The organism is Glutamicibacter sp. MOO4, assembly GCF_056934395.1.
In genome coordinates, this window is record NZ_CM167800.1 from 682,366 (window position 1) to 699,685 (window position 17,320).

Sequence of the window (17,320 nt, forward strand, 5' to 3'; positions counted from 1 at the left end):
TGGAGGTTTTACACATAGACTTGAGATGAAAGCCGAAGAATTTCATGCGGTGGACTTTGCAGAATTGGAGTGAGAGAAGAATCGATGGGTAAAAACAGTTCCCAACGGGTGTCGCCTGTCCTTTCAGCAATCTATGCAGTCGTCGCTTTTCTGCTCGAAGTCGGTTTGCTTTTCGCAGCAGCATTGGCCGCCATCGCCTTCATCCCATGGCCCACCATTCCGGCGATCTTGGTAGTGGTTATCCCGCTTCTGATCCTCTGGGGAATCTTCTTTTCCCCGAAAGCCGTGGTCAAGTTCAGGCTACGAACGCGCATGCTTTTGATTCACCTGATCTACATCGGTGGAGCTTATACGTTGTGGCTCAGCGTTGATCACTCGTTCTATGAACAGTCACAAATCTGGGCCATTGCCATGCTCGCCTTGACCGGCATCAGCGCGATTCTTGTCGTTGCCACCGGCGGTTACGCCGTGCCGCACGACCGAACGCCAAAGCAGCCCCAACCACTTCCTCAAGCCGAAAGCTCAGGCGCTCCCAAAGGCCGGCGAGCTGCACGATAAAAGTTTTTCCTACAAGAAAACCCCAGCCAACGGCTGGGGTTTTCTTGTCTCTTAGAACAAAGTAGCTAGCAGGAAGCCCAGATAAGCAGCGAGGATTGCGCCGAAAAGCGTACCGAAGGCATTGGCCAAACTGGCGACCGTCCGGCCCTCTCGAAGCAATCTCAGGGTGTCAAAACTTGCTGTGGAGAAAGTCGTATAGCCGCCAAGCAATCCAGTTCCCACGGCGAGAAGCCAGGGCTCAGGCAACAAGGAATGCGTCAGTAGGCCTGTGAGAAAACCCAGTACGAAGGAGCCGGAGAGGTTGATAACGATGGTTCCCCAAGGCATTCGTGAGCCGAAGCGTGCGGTGAGTAAGGTATCAACAGTAAAGCGAAGTACCGCGCCCAAACCACCGCACAGAGCGATGGTGAGAAATAGGGTAGGGGTTATGGCCATCTCAGTTCCCCTTCGCCGAGGTGCGACGTTTGGTTCCCACCAGCATGCCGCACCATGTGGCCAGCGCTCCGACGAGAACTGTCCCCAGCCCGTAACCTAGGCCTAGTAGCACCGATCCGTCGTTGGTGAGCAGCATGGAGTCGGTTGCCAAGGCACTGTAGGTGGTGAAGCCTCCCATGAAGCCGGCGCCAACAAGCAAACGAATTCTGCGGCGTGCTGACGTTTCTGGTCCGCGAGCCGAGAGGGAAGTGAGTAACCAACCCAAGGCGAACGCGCCAACGACGTTGACCAGCAGTACCATCACAGGAAGGTTGAGTCCTTGGGGCTGAAGCAGGCTCAGGGCCAGTCGGCTGGCTGTGCCCAGCGTTCCGCCAACAAAGACCAAGGCTAAGTCGACCCTGCGAAATTTTGGGATGTGTGCCCCGGAGTTAGTACTCATCTTGGTTCACACCCCTGCGCCAGCATGGACCCAAATAAGTGAGGCCTCGATGTAGTCCAACTGGTGTGGGAGTTTGATTCTGGCCCCGGGTACCAGCCCCTGGGCGGCTGCGCGTCGCAAAAACTCGGGATCTTCGTCGCTGATCCGATCGATGATGGCTTCTTTGCCGGCAAAACGGTCAAGCCTGATCGCTTTAGAGACGGGCAGGGTGCCATCGGCAGCAGGGATCGCGTCCCCGTGTGGGTCACGGCGAGGGTGGCCAAGGCGCGCGTCCAGGGCGGTAATAAATCGGTCGCTGACCGTATGCTCCAACGCCTCGGCCTCGTCGTGGACCTCGTCCCAGCCATAACCTAATTCATCACGCAAAAAGGTTTCCAATAGCCGATGACGTCTGACCATCCGCAGTGCTTCGCGCCTGCCACTATCACTGAGCGAAACAGATTTGCGTGGGACGTGATGGACCAGACTTTTACCCGCAAGCTTTTGGATCATTGACGTCACCGATGCAGGGGACAGGCCCAGCTGATCGGCCAGGACCCCGGTGCTTACTTCGGAGTCGTCCCACTCGGTCAGGGTGTAGAGCGCTTTGAGATAGTCCTCTTCGCTGGTGGTCAGCGACCCGGTGGGGTGTGGGGTGCTCATTAGCGGTTTAGATATGGCAGGATCGCCTCGTGCAGCTTGCCGTTGCTGGCCAGCGCGTTGCCTCCATGGCAACCTTCTTCTCCAGCTACCGAGGTGAAGCGACCACCGGCTTCACGAACCACGGGGACCAGTGCGGCCATATCGTAGAGTTCAAGCTCGGGCTCAAAAGCCGCGTCCACGGCGCCTTCGGCCAGTAACGCGTAGGAGTAAAAATCTCCGTAACCGCGGGTACGCCAAGCGGTGTCCAACAGGTCGAGGAAACCATCAAGCTTTCCGGCTTCCTTCCAACCACTCAGCGAGGCGTAGGCCAGCGATGAATCGGTCAAATCGGTCACCGAGGAGACCGAAATGGCCCGGGTGGCGGTGGAGCCCACGCTGGTGCCCGGTTCAGTGACGTAGGCGCCCAAACCGGTGGCGGCGTGCCAGCGACGGCTCAACGCTGGGGCAGAAATGACACCAAGCACTGGCTCGTCATCGATCAACAGAGCGATCAACGTAGCCCAGACAGGCACGCGACGCACAAAGTTCTTGGTGCCGTCGATCGGGTCGATCACCCAGCGTCGTGAACCGGTACCGTGCACACCAAATTCTTCGCCCAGTACCGAATCATCCGGGCGGTGGGCAGCAAGTTCGTTCAAGATCAACTGCTCTGCGCCACGGTCTGCATCAGAGACCGGGGTCATATCCGGCTTGGATTCGACCACCAAGTCATTGGATCCATAGCGGGCCAGGGTGAGCGCATCAACCTTATCGGCCAAAGCCAGCGCAAATTCAAGATCTTCTTGCAAGGTAAATTCTGCCATGGTGTTCCGGCGCCTACTGAGCGCCGAGCTCCTTTTCGTGCGTGGTTTCCTTGGTGGTCACTAACCGCCGGTACGAGGCCAGACGATCTGCAGGTTGAGCAGTATCTGCGCTCAGCGCCCAGGCTTCTAAAGCACAGCCAGCTTCACCGGCGGCGTGGGTGCAACCTCTCGGGCAGTCGGTCGCGATCTGGGCCAGGTCTTCAAAGGCGGCCAGAATATTATCCGGATCCACCAAGCCCAAACCGAAGGAACGAATACCAGGGGTATCAATGAGCCACGAGCCCGGAACCTGTCCCAGGCGTAGCGCGAGCGCATTTGAGGAGGTGTGGCGTCCGCGCCCGGTCACTGCGTTGACGTGCCCGGTTGCTCGGGTTGAACCAGTCAACGCGTTAACTAGGGTGGACTTGCCAACACCAGAGTGTCCTAAAACGACCGAAACGCAGCCGCCAAGCAGCTCATCAAGTTCTGCCAGTGCACGCACATCCAGCCTTGCACTGGACCCGTCGGCGCCTCGGGCATCAACGCCGGAGGCCTCTTCGGTGGTGGTGCGGGAAATGACCACGGGGAAATCCAGACCCTCATAGTGCTTGAGGAATTCGGCCGGGTCCTTCACATCGGCTTTGGTCACGCACAAGACCGGTTGAATGCCGGCATCGTAGGCGGCCACCAGTGCGCGGTCAACAAAGCCGGTGCGTGGCTCAGGGTTGGCTGCGGCCACCACAATCACTAGCTTGTCCACGTTGGCCACCACAACACGCTCGGTAGCGTCGGTATCATCGGCACTGCGGCGCAGCAGGGTTCGGCGTTCTTCGATGCGCACCAAGCGTGCCAGGGTGTCAGGCTTGCCGGTGGTGTCACCGACCAGTGCTACTAGATCGCCCGGGACGATCGCCTGGCGACGAAGTTCGCGGGCGCGAGCTGCGATGACGATGCGCTCATTGGCGGTGTCTTCATCCAAGATGGCCGTGTAGCGGCCGCGGTCCACGGTGATGATGCGGCCAATGACGGCCTTTTCGTAGGCGGGACGGTCCTTGGTGCGCGGGCGGGAGCCACGCTTGTTCGGACGGACACGCACTGAGGATTCGTCATAGTCTGAGTAGTGCATTAGCCGCGATCCTTAGCGGTTTTGGCCATTTGTGTCCACAGTTCGGGGAACTGCGGCATGGTCTTGGCGGTGGTGGCAATATTTTCTACGCGGATGCCTTTGATGGCCAGACCCAACAGCGCACCGGCGGTCGCCATGCGGTGATCCTCGTAGCTGTTCAGATCTGCGCTGGTACGCACCCCGGGAATGATTTCCAGCGCGTCGTCGGTCGCGGTGACGCTGGCACCGATTTTGGCTAGTTCAATTTCCAGCGCTGCGAGCCGGTCGGTTTCATGTCCGCGGAGGTGTCCGATGCCGGTGAGCTTGCTCGGGGAATCGGCCAGTGCGCAGAGAGCAGCCAGAGTTGGCGCGAGCTCGGAGGCATCGGCGTAGTTGATGCCGGTGATCTTTCCGGTGCCGCGCACGGTGAGCACCCCGTCGGTGCCATGGCTGACCTCGGCCCCCATTTGGCTCAAGATCTGCACCCACTTACCGCCGACCTGGGTGGTCTTTTCGGGCCAGAAACGGATGCCCACCGAGCCGTTGGTCGCCAGAGCTGCAGCCAAAAAAGGCCCAGCGTTGGACAGGTCAGGTTCAACGGTCACGGTGAAGCCGGCAATGGGTGCTTCGGCGATCTGCCAACCGCGGCCATCGTCATCCACGGTGATCGCTACGCCTAATTCGCGCAAGGTTTCCACGGTCATGGCGATGTGATCCGGGGAGGCCACCGGGCCGGGTGCAGCGCGCAGTCGCAGTCCGCCGGGCAGTGCGTGTCCGGCAAGCAGCAGTGCGGAGATGAATTGCGAGCTACCCGAAGCGTCAACCACTACTTCTCCGGTGCTTTGTACTTCGCTGGCATCCATGGTGAACGGCAGCATGCCAGGTGTTTGTCCGTAGCTCAGGCGTGCGCCCAGAGCCTGAAGTCCATTAAGTACCGGGGCCATGGGACGCACTCGAGCGGCCGGGTCGCCATCAAAGTGGACCCGTGCTTTAGCGACAGCAGCCAATGGCGGAACAAAACGCATCACGGTTCCGGCCAGGCCGCACTCAATGGTCAGCTCGGTGCCATCGGACTCAGCGCGCTTTAGTTCGCTGGCAGGAGTGAGCACTACCGTGGTGGAGCCATCGGGCTGCTCGGTGCGATCGATTCCCACCCCGAACTTTTCCAGCGCCCCGAGCATCAGCTCGGTATCGCGGCTGATCAAGGTGTTGTGGATGGTGGATGGCGAAGAAGCCAAGGCCGCAAGGATCAGATAGCGGTTGGTTAACGACTTGGAAGCTGGCACGGTGACGGTGGCGTGAACCCCGGTGCCGGTGTAGGGCGCGGGCCACCAGTTCTCTGCGTTGTGCTGCGGTGGGTGGTGCTGGCTTCCAGAGGCGCTTGCGGTGTTGATTGCTGATCCTTAGGCTTGTGCGATTTTAGTTAAATCTTAGCGGAGATCTATGGGGGAATAAGGTTTTGGATCCCGTGGTTGTACCCAGTGTGACGATCAGAGAGCAGACTTCAACAGCCAGCGGCACCACTTGTGTGGTGGACGAGGAACCTCGCGGGGCCCGTACCGTTACCCGGTCGCGTTCGAATTCGCGCAATAGCGCTAGTAACCGCGTAGACTCAGGCGTGATGAACAACAAGAGTGTGGACGAGAATTTGCCCGATGCGGCCACTGAGTCCGAGGCACAGCGTCGCGAGCGTTTTGAACGTGACGCCATGCAGTATGTGGATCAGTTGTATTCAGCTGCCCTGCGGATGGCTCGAAACCCTACGGATGCTGAGGATCTGGTGCAGGAGGCCTACACCAAGGCGTACTCGGCCTTCCACCAGTACAAGCCAGGTACCAATCTGAAGGCCTGGCTGTACCGCATTCTGACCAACACCTATATCAACTTGTACCGCAAGCGTCAGCGCGAGCCTTTGCGCACCAGCACCGACACCGTCGAGGACTGGCAGATGGCTTCAGCGATGGAGCATTCGCCTACGGGTTTGCGTTCGGCTGAGGTTGAGGCGCTGGATCACCTTCCGGATTCGGATGTGAAGGCGGCTTTGCAGTCCATCGGTGAAGATTTCAGGATGGCCGTGTACTTCGTTGATGTTGAGGGTTTCAGTTACAAGGAAGCCAGCGACATCTTGGGTGTGCCGATCGGCACCGTGATGTCCCGGTTGCACCGTGGACGTAAGAATTTGAGGGAACTGTTGGCAGATTATGCAGCAGACCGTGGGATAGCCACCGGAGCTCGTGCCAAGAGCGCCGCGAAGGCTGATGGAGGAGCGAAATAAGATGGATTGCAATTCATTGGGTGATTGCGCCGATGACCGCATGGTACGCATCTATGAATACCTCGATGGTGCATTGACGCTGAATGACATCAAAGAGGTCAAAGCGCACCTTGATGGCTGCCCGGAGTGCACCGAGGAATATGACCTTGAGTGCATTATCCGTTCGGTGGTGCGACGTAGCTGCCAAGAGCAGGCGCCGCATAATTTGAAAGCCAGTATCTTTGCCAAGATTTCGCAGGTTCGCCTCGAATCAGGTCACTAACAGGCAAAGAGAAACCCCGTAGCTTTCGAGTAAAAACTCGAATGGTACGGGGTTCTTTTTATGTTCGCTTCGCTTAGCTGTTTGGGCGCTTGCCGTGGTTGGCACCGCCACGCTTGCGATCGCGACGCTTACGAGCGCGCTTCGACATGGTGACTCCTTTAAGGGATCAATGGTTTTCCCCGATAGCTCGGGCCGACTAATAGTCTTTCATACTTTGCGTCCATTTTCCTAACGCGCAAAGGTGGTTTAGCCCTCGCCTGGCTCCGGCAAGTCTAGCCATGAGTACCAGCCTCGGTGTAGTACCAACCAGGCCATCAGTCCGTAACCGGCTTGCCCAGGTACACCGCCCGAGGCGTTCAGGTCGCTACGCCATTGAGCGTGACCGCGCAGGGGAGTGAACGTATCCACGTAGTGGTGGTTGCGGCGCAGTGCCACATCCGAGTACACGCGGTTTAATTCTGCCACGCGCTGGTTGCGAGCGTCGTCCAAGCCGGGGGCTGGGCCAACAAGCAAAGCTTTGATGCTCATTTGTGAGGCTGAATCAAGGATGTTGGCCAGGTTCAAACGGCTGCGTGCGGTGGAGACATCGAGGTCAACATCGCGATCTGAGAGTGCAATAACCAGGCGGTTTTCATACTGGTCGCTGAATCGTCGAGATGCTTCGCCCATCCAGCGCTCGGCTAGGGCTTCGGATCCTTCAGCGGGGGCAGCCAGAACGAAGGACTGAAGTCGCAAGGCAGGGTCCTGGGTTCGGGCCATAACACGGCCGAACCAGCCCAGTCCGCGCGGGTCCCCATGTCCGGCCAGTAGCTCATCTCCGATTGCGGTAATTCGGATTGTGCGTAACTCCAACTGGGCGACCTTTCGTTGGCTTCAAGAATATGAATCGATCCCAACCTTAGCAGTCCTATGGGTTGCTTTCCGGGAGATTCATGCTGGAAAAGGCAACAAGTTACTGTGCAGTGTGAGTTTGTGGTTAAAGAGCTGTTGCCGGCGGGTATTGACCATAAAATCTTGGAAAATACTCGCCGGCAACTAAGCCTTAGCGATCAAAGCGGCGAAAGATTAGCGGGCGAAAGCCTGCTGCATCAGCACTGCGTTTTCTGCGTCGTGGCGCTTTGCGGTACCTGCAGAGGTAGCGGCCAAAGCTGGGCGGGAGACCAATTCAATCTTCTGCTCAAGCTGCGGTGCCACATACAGACCGAAGAACGGCCATGGACCCTGGTTGGCTGGTTCGTCCTGAACCCAAGTTGCCTTGGCGTTCGGGTACTTGGCCAGCTCGGCAGCGATCTGCTCCAGTGGTGCAGGGTAGAGCTGCTCAACGCGGATGATCGCGGTCTTGGTGTCCTGAGCCTTGGCGCGGGTAGCGATCAAGTCGTAGTAAACACGACCCGAGCACAGCAGTACCTTCTCTACGGCGTTGGCATCGGTGATCGATGCGTCGCCGATGACTTCCTGGAAACCACCGGTGGTTAATTCTTCCACGGTGCTTGCTGCGGCCTTCAGGCGCAACAGCTGCTTCGGGGTGAAGACAATCAGTGGCTTGCGTGGACGGGCGTAAGCCTGACGACGCAACAGGTGGAAGTGGTTGGCACCGGTCGATGGCTGAGCCACAACCATGTTGTTCTCTGCACAAAGTTGCAAGAAGCGCTCGATGCGAGCCGAGGAGTGGTCTGGGCCCTGGCCCTCGTAGCCATGCGGAAGAAGCATAACCAGCGAGGAGGACTGTGACCACTTCTGCTCTGCCGAGGAGATGAACTCATCGATGACGGTCTGTGCGCCGTTGACGAAGTCGCCGAATTGGGCTTCCCAAATCACCAGTGCATTTGGACGCTCCACCGAGTAGCCGTACTCGAAGCCGAGTGCTGCGTATTCGGAGAGTAGCGAGTCGTAGATCCACAGTGGAGCCTGATCATCGCTTAGGTTGTGCAGTGGGTACCACTCGTTGTCGTTTTCGCGGTCGTGGAAGACCGAGTGACGCTGAACGAAGGTACCACGGCGTGAGTCCTGGCCGGCCAGACGTACTGGTACGCCTTCCATGGACAGCGAGCCCAGGGCAGCGATTTCGGCGAAGCCCCAGTCGATGCCGCCTTCACGGGACATCTTCTCACGACGCTCGAGCAACGACTTGAGCTTGGTGTGCATGGTGAAGCCTTCAGGGAACTGAAGGTGAGCTGCACCGATGTGGGCCAAGGTCTGAGCGGAGATGGCCGATGCGCGTGCGCCGTCGACGGTGTTCTCGTCGGCAGCCTGAGCGAATGGCTTCTCTAGGTCGTTGATGGTCGAGCCCGGGGTGATGATTGGGATCGGGGAAGTCTGGGCGGCATGCGTCTCAGCGAAGATGCGCTCCAGGTTTTCCTTGTACTCGGCCAAAACGTGCTCGGCTTCTTCCTGCGTGATGTCGCCGCGACCAACCAGGGCCTCGGTGTACAGCTTGCGGGTAGAGCGCTTAGCTTCGATCAGGTTGTACATGATCGGCTGGGTCATCGAAGGATCGTCGCCTTCGTTGTGACCGCGGCGGCGGTAGCACACGAGGTCGATGACAACGTCCTTGCCGAACTTCTGGCGGTACTCGAAAGCCAACTGACCTACGTGAACCACTGCCTCTGGGTCATCCCCATTGACGTGGAAGATCGGAGCCTGAACGGTACGAGCAACGTCCGAAGCGTAAACCGAGGAGCGCGAAGAGCTAGGTGCGGTGGTGAAACCAATCTGGTTGTTCACAATCACGTGCACGGTACCGCCGGTCTTGTAACCAGGCAGCTGGCTCATGGCCAGAACCTCGGAGACGACACCCTGGCCGGCGAATGCAGCATCGCCGTGAACCAACAGTGGCAGTACTTCATTCTTCGAACCCAAGCGGTCAAGCTTGGCGCGGGTGATGCCTTCGAGTACCGGATCAACTGCTTCCAGGTGTGAAGGGTTAGCAGCCAAGTAAACCTTGGTCTGGTTGCCAGCGTCCGAGGTGTAAGAACCTTCGGTGCCCAGGTGGTACTTCACGTCGCCCGAGCCCTGAACCGAGCCTGGGGTAGCGGTGCCTTCAAATTCGCGGAAGACCTGTGCGTAGGTCTTGCCTGCGATATTGGTCAGTACGTTCAGGCGTCCGCGGTGGGCCATACCAATGGCTACCTCGTCCAGCTGAGCGTCCGCAGCATCAGAGATGATGGCGTCCAACAGTGGAATCAGCGATTCGCCACCTTCGAGGCTGAAGCGCTTCTGTCCAACAAACTTGGTCTGCAAGAAGGTTTCGAAAGCCTCAGCGGAGTTCAGCTTCGAAAGAATGCGCAGCTGCTCTTCGCGGGTTGGCTTTGCGTAACGGGATTCAAGCTTGGCCTGGAACCACTCACGCTCTTCTGGGTTCTGCAGGTGCATGTACTCGGTGCCGATGGTGCGGCAGTAAGCATCACGCAGGGTGCCGAGGATCTCTCGCAGCAGAGCGCGGTCGGTGCCGCCCAGTCCGCCGGTGATCCACTCGCGGTCCAGATCCCACAGGGTCAGACCGTAGTTGTTGATGTCCAGATCTGGGTGTTTGCGCTGAACGTATTCCAATGGGTTGATGTCGGCCATCAGGTGGCCGCGCTCCCGGTAGGAGTTGATCAGGTGCTGGATGCGTGCAACCTTGTTGACCTGCAGGTCGATATCAACCTGGTTGTCAACGGCCCAGCGAACTGGCTCGTAAGGAATACGAAGCTGTTCGAAGATTTCGTCGTAGAAGCCCTGCTCGCCGAGCAAGAGGGATTCAACTAGCTTCAGGAATTCGCCCGAACCGGCACCCTGGATGACGCGGTGGTCATAGGTGGAGGTCAGGGTGATGTGCTTGCCGATGCCAAGGCCGGAAACGGTCTTCTCTGAAGAGCCGCGGAACTCAGCTGGGTATTCCAGTGCGCCCACACCAATGATGGCTGCCTGGCCCTTGGACAGACGTGGGACCGAGTGAACGGTACCGATGCCACCTGGGTTGGTCAGCGACACGGTGGTGCCTGCGTAGTCATCAGCGGTCAGCTTGTTGGCACGAGCGCGCTTGATCAAGTCTTCGTAGGTGGCCCAGAACTCGTTGAAGCTCAGGGTCTCCGCGGCCTTGACGTTTGGTACAGCCAACATGCGGGTGCCATCTGGCTTTGGCATGTCGATGGCGATACCGAAGTTCACGTGTGCTGGCTGGATGGCGGTTGGCTTCTTATCGATGACGTCGTAGGTGACGTTCATCGAAGGGATCTGCTTCAATGCACGAATCACGGCGAAGCCGATCAGGTGGGTGAAGGAGATCTTGCCACCGCGCGAGCGCTTGAGGTGGTTGTTGATGACGATACGGTTATCGATCATCACCTTGGCTGGAACCGCACGAACGGTGGTTGCAGTCGGCACGGTGAGGCTGGCATCCATGTTGGTTGCGATGGCCTTCATTGGCCCACGCAGTGGGGTGCGCTTTTCCTCACCGAAAAGTTCGGTGGAAGGGGTAGCCTTCGGAGCCTGCGCCGGAATTGGCGTGGTCTTCGGTGCTGGCTCAGCCTTCTTTTCTTCAGCAGCTGGTGCTGGAGCGGCGGCTGGCTTTGAAGCTGGTGCTGGTGCTGGCTCAGAAGTGCGAGCCTGGGCTGCAGCGCGTGGTGCGCCCTGCCCATTGGTAGCCGGAGCCGCAGCAGGAGCTGCTGGCGCCGCAGGCGTCGGCTGCGCTGCCGGTGCCTTTTTGTCGGCGGCGAGAGATTCGAAAATATCCCACCATTTCTTATCTACCGAGTTCTTGTCGACGAGATACTGTTCGAACAGCTCGTCTACTAGCCACTCGTTTCCACCAAACTCTTCAGTAAGTCGGTGGTGTGCTTGCTCTGGCACGTGCAACGCCTCTTCCCTGATTTCTACGTTGTTCTAGCTTGAGCCGGTGGTCTTCCGAGGACGTGAATCGACCACTTCGGCTCACAAGATTTCTAGACCTGCGCACCAGTCTAGTTACTTTTACGGCCGCTTGGCCACGGCACGTATGTAATCTCACGAAAGTGTCGTGTATAACAGTCCGTTTAGCGTCATTGCGCTACCGTTGAACGTCACAAAATCGATGTGGTGCACAAAAGGTCATCGTTCGATAGACTAAAAAGCACTATGGAATCACACTCTCCAAGCCGGCGTGCCGCCCACGGGCGCAGTGCCGGCCAACACAGTTCATGTTCAGCAGGTTCTGGCTCGCGATTGGAGCCTTCTAGTTGCCGCCTGATCGGCACCGAACCTCTTACTTTGATGTCAACGAACAGGTGGCGGTAACCACCCATGGATTGGCTCTACATTCTTTTTGGCCTGCTACTTATTCTTGGCACAGGCTTTTTCGTGGCGGTGGAATTCTCACTTGTCGCGCTCGATAAAAGTACGGTGCAAAATGCCGTTGATCGAGGGGAAGCTGGCGCAAAGCCGCTCCTACAATGCTTAACTTCACTGTCCACCCAGCTCTCTAGCTGCCAGTTGGGCATTACCCTGACCACTTTGCTCACCGGTTATGTTCTTGAACCGGCCATCAGCGCCCTGCTGGAGCCACTGTTGGAAAACTTGGGTGTCCCGGAGGCCAGCTCGGTAGCAGTTACCGTCATCGTGGCCCTCGTTCTGGCAACCTTGCTCTCAATGCTGATTGGTGAATTAGTTCCAAAGAACATGGCTATCGCTCAGGCAATGCGGGTCGGAAAGTTGCTGGCTCGCCCGCAGCTAGTTTTTACCGCGATCTTCAAGCCCGCCATCATGGTGCTTAACGGTTTTTCCAACGCAATCCTGCATCGCTTCTTCGGACTAGAGGCCAAGGAAGAAATTTCCGCAGCCCGTTCGTCGCAAGAATTGGCTTCGCTGGTGAGACGTTCAGCTCAGTTGGGAACCTTGGACGTGCAGACCGCGCGTTTTGTGGAATCCACTATTGAGTTCTCAGAGCGCACCGCAGCTGATGTGATGACTCCACGTACTTCGATGTCCACCATAGATTCGCAGGCCCCACTTTCGGAACTGATCGAAGTCAGCGCCGATACCGGTTTCTCACGATTCCCGGTCATTGAGGGATCCAGTGACGAGATCCAGGGCATCTGCCACGTGAAGGCTGTTGTCTCGGTGCCTCGCGAACGCCGGGCAGCATTGCAGGTGGGTGAATTCGCCCGCGATGCACTCTACGTTCCTGAGACCATCCACCTTGACGTGCTTCTTGAACAACTGCGTGCAGCTGAATTCCAGATCGCCATCGTTATGGATGAATACGGTGGAACCGCCGGTCTGGTCACCCTTGAGGACTTGGTCGAAGAAATCGTCGGTGAAGTATCTGACGAACACGATGAGGACGAAGAGGAAGCAATCACGCAGCCCAACGGCAGCTGGTTGTTCCCCGGAATGTTCCGCCCCGATCAGGTTAATGAAAACTTTGACCACGAGGTAATCCCCGAAGAGTCTTCCTACGAAACCATTGGTGGATTCATGCTCGCTGAGTTGGGCCGCCTGGCAGAACTCGACGATCAGGCGGTGACCGAGCACGGTACGTTTACTGTCACCGAATTGGAAGGTCGTCGTATCGCCCAGGTGAAGTTCGAACCATCGGCACCGGAATCGGAGGCCGACGATGCATGATTTTATGGGTCTAATCTGGCTCGTTGTCTTGTTGCTGGGTAACGCTTTTTTTGTTGCCGGCGAATTCGCGGTAATGAGCGCGCGTCGTTCGCAGATCGAGCCGTTGGCGGACGAAGGCAACAAGCGCGCCAAGCTCGCGTTGTACGCCATGGAGCACGTTTCGGTGATGCTCGCGGTCTGCCAGTTGGGCATTACCGTGTGCTCGCTGCTGATCTTGAACATCTCTGAGCCAGCTATTCACCACCTGCTTGCTGAACCGATGGTCCATTTGGGTATGTCTGAGTCGGCAGCGGATACCGTGGCGTTCCTTGTTGCTCTGGTCTTGGTGACCTTCTTGCACGTGACTTTTGGTGAGATGGTGCCAAAGAACATTTCGGTGTCTGTGGCAGATAAGGCAGTGATGCTGCTGGCCATGCCATTGGTGGGACTTTCAAAGGTACTCAAGCCAATCACTTCGATGCTCAACGGCATGGCAAATATTGTCCTGCACGTCTTTGGTATTGAGCCGAAGGATGAAGTGACCAGCTCATACACCGCTGATGAAGTGCGTTCGATCATCGACACCTCTTCAGAAGAGGGCACGCTGGACGAAGACAATGCCATGCGTCTGACCAAGGCCTTGGAATTTTCCTCGGTCACCGCACGTAGTTGCATGGTTCCCATCGATGATTTGTTCACCCTTGAATGGGGACAGACCACCGCACGTGAATTTGAGAAGAAGGTTGGTAAGACCGGCTTCTCGCGCATGCTGATCACGAAGAACGAGATCCCGGTGGGTTACTGGCACGTCAAGGATGTCATGCTCATTGACGACGCTCACTCAACTCAGCCATTGATTGATTTGCCACTGCACCCCTTGGGTCAGCTGAGTCAGGACACTGAGATTGAAGCGGCCCTGGAAGAGATGCGTCAAGAAGGCAACCATCTGTCGGTGGTTGTTGATGCTTCGGGGTCGGTCATTGGCGTGGTGTTCTTGGAGGACGTGATCGAGGTGCTGGTCGGCGAAATTACCGACACCACCCGAAAGCGTGCCTCGCTACCTCGTGGTGAGCGCCAAGGAAACTAGGCGAAGCTCACTTGGTGAGTGCGTATTGCGAATGAATCGCAACTGGTAGGATTAACTGCGGTGCCCATCATGGGTGCCGCAGTTTTTCGTCGCGGCTGTTCCGCAAACCGTGCAGTTTAGAAAGTATTCCATGTCATCTAGCCCGATCGTCCGTTTTCAAGACGCACGCTTGGCCTACGGGTCCCGAGTGCTTTGGGATGAACTTAATCTTTCCATCGATAAAGGTGAGTTCCTTGCAGTCTTGGGGCCTAACGGCTCAGGCAAGACCAGCTTCATCAACACCATGCTCGGAACAACCTCGCTGAATCGTGGCTCGGTATCGATCGCGGGAGAAGCCGTGCGTCGAGGATCAGCAACTGTCGGATTGATTCCACAGCAGCGGCCCTTTGGCGATAACGTTCCATTGCGTGCCAGGGATCTTGTGGCCCTTGGACTAGATGGTTCTAAGCTAGGCATCCGAATTGGCCGCAACTCGGTGCGCAAACAGGTCGATCAACTGTTGGACATGGTCGGAGCCAGCGGATACGCCAATCGTGCGGTGTCAGATCTTTCTGGCGGCGAACAGCAGCGGCTTCGTGCAGCCCAGGCCTTGGCTGGTAACCCGGCAGTGCTGCTGTGCGATGAACCGTTGCTGTCCCTGGACTTACACCATCAGCAGGCCATCAGTGAAGTCATTCACCGCCAGGCCGTTGAACGCAATAGTGCGGTAATTTTTGTCACTCACGAGATCAACCCGATCCTGCCGTACGTTGACCGAGTTCTGTACTTGGCACAGGGCAAGTTCCACTTGGGGACCGTAGATGAGGTCATGCAGACTTCGGTGCTCACCGAGCTCTATGGTGCACCGGTTGAAGTGCTGCGAGTGAATGGACGCATTGTGGTGGTTGCCGGTGACGGCGCTGGACCGCTACCTGCCGATGGGCATGATCACGCACATGATATTGAACTTGAGACCGGGAAGTAGGGCTAACTGTGAACTTTTCCGATTTCATCGACAAGGCATTTAACTTTGACGACTACGCCCTACTCTTGCCCCTAGTGTCCAACTCACTGATCGCCGGAGCGGTTCTGGGCGTTGTGGGCGGACTGATTGGCATCTTCATCATGATGCGCGATATGGCCTTCGCTGTGCACGGCATTGCTGAACTGTCCTTTGCTGGCGCGGCCTTTGCGCTGCTCATTGGCGCCGATGTGGTCACTGGCTCGGTACTCGGCTCACTCATTGCCGCGTTGATCCTTGGATTCCTAGGCACCAGAGCACGAGACAGAAATTCAATTACCGGTGTCCTGATGCCATTTGGTTTGGGACTGGGCATCTTGTTCCTGTCCCTCTATGAGGGCAGAAGCGCAAATAAATTCGGCCTGCTGACCGGTCAGATTGTTGCCGTGGACGATGTCCAGCTCAACGGCATGCTGCTACTTTCTCTGGTCGTAGTGCTTGCGCTGATTCTGATCTGGCGCCCACTGACTTTCGCTTCCGTGGACCCAGTCGTGGCTAATGCCCGTGGCGTACGCACCTCCGGGCTGTCGATTATCTTCATGGTGATTTTGGCACTTGCCGTTGCGGTGACTATTCAGGTTGTCGGCGCACTGCTGGTCCTAGCCTTGCTGATTACACCGGCCGCTGCCGCGATGAGGGTGACATCCAATCCGGTACTGACCGTAGTGCTCTCGATTGCGTTTGCAGAACTTGCCGTTGTTGGTGGCATCTTGCTGGCCCTAGCCGGTTCGCTACCAATCAGCCCTTACGTCACCACGATTTCATTCTTGATTTACGTGATCTGCCGAAGCATTGAATACGTTCGTTCACCGCGCAGACGTCACCAGGTATAGAACTTCAGACATGACAATCGCCCCAGATCATTGATCTGGGGCGATTGTCATGTTCACAGAGATTTTGAATTCCAACTTCGGTGATTAGCTACTGGCTTTAGCGCGACATTCGGCGCACACACCATAGATTTCAACGGTGTGTTCAGGCTCAGAAAAGTCATGCTCGGCTGCGACTCGTGCGGCCCAGCGTTCTACGGACGGGGCCTGTACTTCTACGGTCTTAGAGCAAGAGCGGCAGACCAAGTGATGGTGGTGGGTGTCGGTGATGCACTGACGGAAACGTGCTTCGCCGTCACCGCTACGCAGGACGTCAACCAAGCCGTCATCTGCCATGGATTGCAACAGGCGGTAGACGGTGGCCAGCGAAACCTTCTTTTCGGAATCCTGCAACCAACGGTGCAGCTGCTGTGCGGTGGCGAAATCATTGATCTCGCCCAGTGCCTGCGCTACAGCCAGTCGCTGCTTGGTAATCCGGGTTTCTGGCTGGGACATCTACGTGCACCATTCCTTGACTTCGTTGCGGACAGGCAACCGCTCATGTAACTGCGCAGTTCACCTGTACTGTCACTCAATTTTAGCCAACTTTTCTGGATGATGCGTGTCAGGCGCTGGCACGGGCGGGGCGTGGAGCCTACGCTAAAGACATGCGCATCAAAACCAGAGGCCATTCCTGTATTGAACTGAGCACCGTAGACGGTTCGCTGCTGCTTGATCCTGGAAGTTTTTCTGAACTGACTGGGGCTTTCGAAGACAAGCACGCAGTGCTGATCACCCACGAGCATGCGGACCATGCGGATCTCGAAGCTATCGTCCAAGCACTGAGTTCTAATCCGGTGTTGGAGGTCTACTCGCCAGCGGCGTTGGCTAAGAGCCTGAAGGAAAAACTACCGGCCGCCACCATTGCCCAGGTGCACCCCGTGTGCGCTGGAGCCGACTTCATTGTCGGCGGGATTCGTGTGCGCGCAGTAGGCGGCACCCACGCGACGATCCACCAATCCATCGACTTGGTTGCCAACGTCGGATACGTGCTGGGGGATAAGGCAGTTGGTCAACCGATAGTTTTCCACCCCGGAGACAGCTACCAAGTTCCCGTGGGCGTGCCAGTAGATTTACTGCTACTGCCGGTGATGGCACCGTGGGGCAAGATGTCTGAAGCTGCTGACTTTGCTACGGCAACCAAGGCAAAAACGTGGGCGCCAATCCACGACGGGTTGCTCAACGAGATCGGCGTGGGCTTGTTCGACCGCCAGTTGGGCACCATTGCTGAGCGTTCCGGCAGCACCTATCAGCGACTAGAGCAGGGCACCGAATATAAGGTCGAGGAACTGTTAGCAAGGTAGT

At 57.3% G+C, this 17,320-nt stretch carries 18 protein-coding genes; 8 read left to right on the top strand and 10 right to left on the bottom strand.

Annotated features, from left to right (window positions below):
• The first annotated feature begins 84 nt into the window (after positions 1 to 84).
• Entirely contained in the window at positions 85 to 558 is a 474-nt protein-coding gene (locus tag AC1Z3F_RS03140) for a DUF2568 domain-containing protein (RefSeq protein ID WP_483566548.1), read from the top strand.
• A gap of 51 nt (positions 559 to 609) precedes the next feature.
• Here AC1Z3F_RS03140 and crcB read toward each other — a convergent pair whose 3' ends face one another.
• From crcB to aroA, 6 genes are read right to left on the bottom strand one after another with little or no spacing between them, the layout of a single operon-like run.
• Entirely contained in the window at positions 610 to 993 is a 384-nt protein-coding gene (gene crcB, locus AC1Z3F_RS03145) for a fluoride efflux transporter CrcB (protein ID WP_315973696.1), read from the bottom strand.
• 1 nt (position 994) lies between these two features.
• Entirely contained in the window at positions 995 to 1,432 is a 438-nt protein-coding gene (locus AC1Z3F_RS03150) for a fluoride efflux transporter FluC (protein ID WP_483566549.1), read from the bottom strand.
• Positions 1,433 to 1,438: 6 nt separating this feature from the next.
• The gene (locus AC1Z3F_RS03155; protein WP_483566550.1) at positions 1,439 to 2,074 is read right to left on the bottom strand and encodes a metal-dependent transcriptional regulator; all 636 of its coding nucleotides are present in this window, start codon (positions 2,072 to 2,074) and stop codon (positions 1,439 to 1,441) included.
• A complete protein-coding gene (locus AC1Z3F_RS03160) occupies positions 2,074 to 2,877 on the bottom strand; it encodes an inositol monophosphatase family protein (RefSeq protein ID WP_262198027.1) in 804 nt (267 codons plus the stop codon). The genes AC1Z3F_RS03155 and AC1Z3F_RS03160 overlap by 1 nt, the downstream gene beginning before the upstream one ends.
• A 13-nt stretch (positions 2,878 to 2,890) precedes the next feature.
• The gene (gene rsgA, locus AC1Z3F_RS03165; RefSeq protein ID WP_131087833.1) at positions 2,891 to 3,982 is read right to left on the bottom strand and encodes a ribosome small subunit-dependent GTPase A; all 1,092 of its coding nucleotides are present in this window, start codon (positions 3,980 to 3,982) and stop codon (positions 2,891 to 2,893) included.
• Positions 3,982 to 5,355 carry a 3-phosphoshikimate 1-carboxyvinyltransferase gene (aroA, locus tag AC1Z3F_RS03170; RefSeq protein ID WP_483566933.1) on the bottom strand — a complete coding sequence of 458 codons (1,374 nt, stop codon included), beginning with the start codon at positions 5,353 to 5,355 and terminating at the stop codon, positions 3,982 to 3,984. The genes rsgA and aroA overlap by 1 nt, the downstream gene beginning before the upstream one ends.
• 227 nt (positions 5,356 to 5,582) lie before the next feature.
• On the opposite strand from aroA, the gene AC1Z3F_RS03175 reads away from it, so the two are divergent.
• Entirely contained in the window at positions 5,583 to 6,236 is a 654-nt protein-coding gene (locus AC1Z3F_RS03175; RefSeq protein WP_131087835.1) for a sigma-70 family RNA polymerase sigma factor, read from the top strand.
• Position 6,237: 1 nt separating this feature from the next.
• Complete coding sequence (gene rsrA / locus AC1Z3F_RS03180) at positions 6,238 to 6,498, top strand: mycothiol system anti-sigma-R factor (protein WP_131087836.1); 261 nt, start codon at positions 6,238 to 6,240, stop codon at positions 6,496 to 6,498.
• Positions 6,499 to 6,571: 73 nt separating this feature from the next.
• Here rsrA and AC1Z3F_RS03185 read toward each other — a convergent pair whose 3' ends face one another.
• From AC1Z3F_RS03185 to AC1Z3F_RS03195, 3 genes are all read right to left on the bottom strand, one after another.
• Positions 6,572 to 6,646 carry a 50S ribosomal protein bL37 gene (locus AC1Z3F_RS03185; protein ID WP_369299107.1) on the bottom strand — a complete coding sequence of 25 codons (75 nt, stop codon included), beginning with the start codon at positions 6,644 to 6,646 and terminating at the stop codon, positions 6,572 to 6,574.
• A 98-nt stretch (positions 6,647 to 6,744) separates the two neighbouring features.
• Positions 6,745 to 7,350 carry a GDSL-type esterase/lipase family protein gene (locus tag AC1Z3F_RS03190; RefSeq protein WP_131087837.1) on the bottom strand — a complete coding sequence of 202 codons (606 nt, stop codon included), beginning with the start codon at positions 7,348 to 7,350 and terminating at the stop codon, positions 6,745 to 6,747.
• A gap of 213 nt (positions 7,351 to 7,563) precedes the next feature.
• Positions 7,564 to 11,328 (bottom strand): multifunctional oxoglutarate decarboxylase/oxoglutarate dehydrogenase thiamine pyrophosphate-binding subunit/dihydrolipoyllysine-residue succinyltransferase subunit, encoded by a 3,765-nt coding sequence (locus AC1Z3F_RS03195; protein WP_131087838.1) that lies wholly within the window; start codon positions 11,326 to 11,328, stop codon positions 7,564 to 7,566.
• Between the two features lie 429 nt (positions 11,329 to 11,757).
• Here AC1Z3F_RS03195 and AC1Z3F_RS03200 point away from each other — a divergent pair, with 429 nt between their 5' ends.
• The 4 genes from AC1Z3F_RS03200 to AC1Z3F_RS03215 all read left to right on the top strand — a co-directional run bounded on the left by AC1Z3F_RS03200 (position 11,758) and on the right by AC1Z3F_RS03215 (position 15,979).
• Entirely contained in the window at positions 11,758 to 13,080 is a 1,323-nt protein-coding gene (locus tag AC1Z3F_RS03200; RefSeq protein ID WP_131087839.1) for a hemolysin family protein, read from the top strand.
• The gene (locus tag AC1Z3F_RS03205) at positions 13,073 to 14,146 is read left to right on the top strand and encodes a hemolysin family protein (RefSeq protein WP_165477248.1); all 1,074 of its coding nucleotides are present in this window, start codon (positions 13,073 to 13,075) and stop codon (positions 14,144 to 14,146) included. Before AC1Z3F_RS03200 ends, AC1Z3F_RS03205 begins: the two co-directional genes overlap by 8 nt.
• A 130-nt stretch (positions 14,147 to 14,276) precedes the next feature.
• Positions 14,277 to 15,110, top strand: coding sequence for a metal ABC transporter ATP-binding protein (locus AC1Z3F_RS03210; RefSeq protein WP_444613130.1), 834 nt, complete (start codon positions 14,277 to 14,279; stop codon positions 15,108 to 15,110).
• Between the two features lie 8 nt (positions 15,111 to 15,118).
• Positions 15,119 to 15,979, top strand: coding sequence for a metal ABC transporter permease (locus AC1Z3F_RS03215; protein WP_131087841.1), 861 nt, complete (start codon positions 15,119 to 15,121; stop codon positions 15,977 to 15,979).
• Positions 15,980 to 16,063: 84 nt separating this feature from the next.
• Here the strand turns inward: AC1Z3F_RS03215 and AC1Z3F_RS03220 are convergent, their stop codons facing one another.
• The gene (locus AC1Z3F_RS03220; protein WP_131087842.1) at positions 16,064 to 16,471 is read right to left on the bottom strand and encodes a Fur family transcriptional regulator; all 408 of its coding nucleotides are present in this window, start codon (positions 16,469 to 16,471) and stop codon (positions 16,064 to 16,066) included.
• 152 nt (positions 16,472 to 16,623) lie between these two features.
• On the opposite strand from AC1Z3F_RS03220, the gene AC1Z3F_RS03225 reads away from it, so the two are divergent.
• Positions 16,624 to 17,319, top strand: a complete 696-nt coding sequence (locus AC1Z3F_RS03225; RefSeq protein ID WP_131087843.1) for an MBL fold metallo-hydrolase — start codon at positions 16,624 to 16,626, stop codon at positions 17,317 to 17,319.
• Position 17,320: the final 1 nt, after the last annotated feature.

Excerpts from the sequence above, each read along its gene's own strand:
- AC1Z3F_RS03160 (WP_262198027.1), bottom strand. The coding sequence starts at position 2,877 with ATGGCAGAATTTACCTTGCAAGAAGATCTTGAATTTGCGCTGGCTTTG.
- AC1Z3F_RS03175 (WP_131087835.1), top strand. The coding sequence starts at position 5,583 with ATGAACAACAAGAGTGTGGACGAGAATTTGCCCGATGCGGCCACTGAG.
- AC1Z3F_RS03225 (WP_131087843.1), top strand. The coding sequence starts at position 16,624 with ATGCGCATCAAAACCAGAGGCCATTCCTGTATTGAACTGAGCACCGTA.
- AC1Z3F_RS03205 (WP_165477248.1), top strand. The coding sequence starts at position 13,073 with ATGCATGATTTTATGGGTCTAATCTGGCTCGTTGTCTTGTTGCTGGGT.
- rsrA (WP_131087836.1), top strand. The coding sequence starts at position 6,238 with ATGGATTGCAATTCATTGGGTGATTGCGCCGATGACCGCATGGTACGC.
- AC1Z3F_RS03220 (WP_131087842.1), bottom strand. The coding sequence starts at position 16,471 with ATGTCCCAGCCAGAAACCCGGATTACCAAGCAGCGACTGGCTGTAGCG.
- AC1Z3F_RS03200 (WP_131087839.1), top strand. The coding sequence starts at position 11,758 with ATGGATTGGCTCTACATTCTTTTTGGCCTGCTACTTATTCTTGGCACA.
- AC1Z3F_RS03155 (WP_483566550.1), bottom strand. The coding sequence starts at position 2,074 with ATGAGCACCCCACACCCCACCGGGTCGCTGACCACCAGCGAAGAGGAC.
- crcB (WP_315973696.1), bottom strand. The coding sequence starts at position 993 with ATGGCCATAACCCCTACCCTATTTCTCACCATCGCTCTGTGCGGTGGT.
- AC1Z3F_RS03150 (WP_483566549.1), bottom strand. The coding sequence starts at position 1,432 with ATGAGTACTAACTCCGGGGCACACATCCCAAAATTTCGCAGGGTCGAC.
- AC1Z3F_RS03140 (WP_483566548.1), top strand. The coding sequence starts at position 85 with ATGGGTAAAAACAGTTCCCAACGGGTGTCGCCTGTCCTTTCAGCAATC.
- rsgA (WP_131087833.1), bottom strand. The coding sequence starts at position 3,982 with ATGCACTACTCAGACTATGACGAATCCTCAGTGCGTGTCCGTCCGAAC.
- AC1Z3F_RS03210 (WP_444613130.1), top strand. The coding sequence starts at position 14,277 with ATGTCATCTAGCCCGATCGTCCGTTTTCAAGACGCACGCTTGGCCTAC.